Consider the following 2365-nt stretch of genomic DNA (forward strand, 5'->3'; position numbering starts at 1 on the left):
GCGACCCGATCACCAGCCGCATCCAGCAGGCCAGGCGTGACATCGCTGAGGCCACCGATACCAGTGAGGTTTATGAGTTGGCGGGCACCGGCGGGGCATTGCGCCAAGGGTGGCCCGACCTCGACGTGGAACGTCAGCGGAGCATCGTTAAATCGATCTTGGATCACGCGGTGATCGCACCGGGCACCCCGGGTTCGCGCAGTCTGGACATTAACCGCGTGCAACCCTGTTGGCGTATCTAGGTTTTCGGCGTCGTGGATGATCCCTGGCGAGTGCCGAGTGTGTCTCTGGGTTGGTGGGCGGTCAAGGCCAAAGCCGCGCGCGCTCGAAGCCAGCTTCGAGCCTGGACAGCCCGCCAGCCCAGACGTCAGGAATGCTCTTATCGCCGGGAAGGGTTGTTTTGAAACGGCTTTCGTCGTCTATCCGGTTGGCCGGTGACGGTACGGTGCCATTGCGTGCTTAGCGCAGGAGGGTTGCGATGGCGGCCAGGGTGGTGGGGTCGGTGACGGTGACCGCCAAGTTCTGGCGTTCACATGAGGCGGTCAGCCAGGCTATGAACTCCGGGCGCTCGTGCAGCGGGACCGCGCCGGCATCGTGGTTGTTGGCGGCGCCGCCCGCGGGCGTCGTGGCCATCACCCTGCCCCGCGTGGTGGCGGCGGGATGCGGGTGGAGACAGTCCGGGATTCGGTGATACCGGTGATGCGGGCGCTGATGTGGCGCAGGGCTGCGGAGATGACCAGGACGCGGTCACCGGCGCTGGTGTGTCCGGCGCGGTCGAACTCCCACAGCATCTCATCGGTGTCGATCGGTTGCTGCTGCCTGCCTGTGCTCGCCGTCACGTCGTCAGCGAAATGGGCGGATTGCGTATCGTCCTGTCGCCCTGAATGTTTGGCTATCTGGTTACGGGTCCAGGTGGCGCGGGCGGCGCGCAGGGCACCCATGGTGGTCGAATAGCGCCGCGATTTGGTGGTGATGTGGCCGCGGTAGCCCAGGGTGTGCAGCCAGCGCCCGATCCCCGCCAACGACGGGCCTGCGGAGGCTGGGTGTTCGGCGAGTCCGGCGATGGTGGACAGGATGGCCCGCACATGTTCAGTAACGTCGAGTTCGCCGATCGCTTCTGCGGACAGCCGGCGCGCGGTGATGCCGAAGTCGTGCAGGGATTTGGTGACGTATTTCGCCAGATATGCCGCAACCCTGCGCGGCGACAACCGCGATGTCGTCATGCGCGCGGTGTCGTCGACTTCGGAATCGCTTGCGGTTATTGGTTCGGGTGTCAATGGTTGGGTATCAATTTGGGTGCCGAACCGCACCGTGCGCACCCCGCCCGGGTTGGGGTAATCGTCGTCGCCGGCGGGCACGTCGATACTGACGCGACTGGCGGCGTGTTGGATCAAGGCGGCCAGCTCGGCGGCGGTGATCGGTGACGACCAGCCGGGATGCTGCTCGGCTACCGGACGAGACACCCCACCACCCCGCGGGGCGGCGGGGCCGTGACGATCGTGGTCACCTGATTTCGTGGTGTCGTTGGTGGCGGGTGGCGGGTCGAGGCGGATCAGGGCATGGATGTGGGGTATGGCGCGGGCTTGCAATTCAACGACTTTGACAAAGCTGACCCGCACCGAGCCGGGCTTGACGCCAACTGTTTTCAGGTGCGTCGCCACGGCGCGCCGTAGTGCGATGGTGAACCGCCGCCACAGTTCGGGCAGATGCCAGGTGAACAAGACATGTCCCAGATAGTCGTAGCAGTCCGCGCACAATGGTTGGCCCACCACAGGGTCATCGACACTGTGGATTATGGTGCAGCGCAGGCAGTTTCCGTGCCGGCAGCGGCCCGCCGACCTGTTGGGTATGGCGTGACACGGGGTTCCGGTGGCGTTATGCACGGCCCCGTAGCTGGGGGCGGTCAAGGTGGTGAACACTTGCGGACGGTTGGCGACCTCGACGGGTATGTCGTGGTGGCCGCCGGCGGCTCCGGCGTGCACGAGTTGCCAGGTGTCACGGGCGTAGAGGTCTGAGCATGACGGGCACACCGACGCGCGGCGGTTGTTGCAGCGCGTCCACACCGTGTGCTGACGCCCGGCGGTGTCGGCACCGAGCAGCTGGATCGGGTGGGCGCAGTAACCGACCGATTCCACTCGCCGCCACCACGACCCGAAACCGGGTGAGGAGGCGCGCCGGCACATCTGGGTGACCACCGCATCGGCATCGATGGTGGCCGGCAGGCCCGGCAGCACGATCACCGGGCTCTGCGTCGTTACGGTCTTCACCGATTTCCCTGTTCGCCTGAACGCGGTGCCCGAAAGGTGCGGGCCAACAAGGTGATATCGCGATCGGTGACGTGAAAGGCCCGGACCCGTATCGGGTC

General features: G+C 65.9%; 2 protein-coding genes and 1 pseudogene. 1 reads left to right on the forward strand and 2 read right to left on the reverse strand.

Annotated features, from left to right (window positions below; all coding sequences use genetic code 11):
• Positions 1-242, forward strand: a pseudogene (locus ACOJVU_RS16595) (recombinase family protein); the annotation flags it as partial.
• Positions 243-459: 217 nt separating this feature from the next.
• On the opposite strand, the gene ACOJVU_RS16600 reads toward ACOJVU_RS16595, so the two are convergent.
• Complete coding sequence (locus ACOJVU_RS16600; protein ID WP_369741957.1) at positions 460-633, reverse strand: hypothetical protein; 174 nt, start codon at positions 631-633, stop codon at positions 460-462.
• Positions 633-2183: a replication initiator gene (locus ACOJVU_RS16605; protein ID WP_369742072.1), complete on the reverse strand. Its 1551-nt coding sequence runs from the start codon at positions 2181-2183 to the stop codon at positions 633-635. Before ACOJVU_RS16605 ends, ACOJVU_RS16600 begins: the two co-directional genes overlap by 1 nt.
• Positions 2184-2365 lie beyond the last annotated feature (182 nt).

The sequence above is a fragment of the Mycobacterium sp. THU-M104 genome (assembly GCF_049197365.1).
Taxonomy (GTDB): Bacteria; Actinomycetota; Actinomycetes; order Mycobacteriales; family Mycobacteriaceae; genus Mycobacterium.

What these genes read in the sequence shown, in the direction of transcription:
- ACOJVU_RS16600 (WP_369741957.1), bottom strand. Translation starts at nt 633, where the DNA reads ATGGCCACGACGCCCGCGGGCGGCGCCGCCAACAACCACGATGCCGGC.
- ACOJVU_RS16605 (WP_369742072.1), bottom strand. Translation starts at nt 2,183, where the DNA reads ATGTGCCGGCGCGCCTCCTCACCCGGTTTCGGGTCGTGGTGGCGGCGA.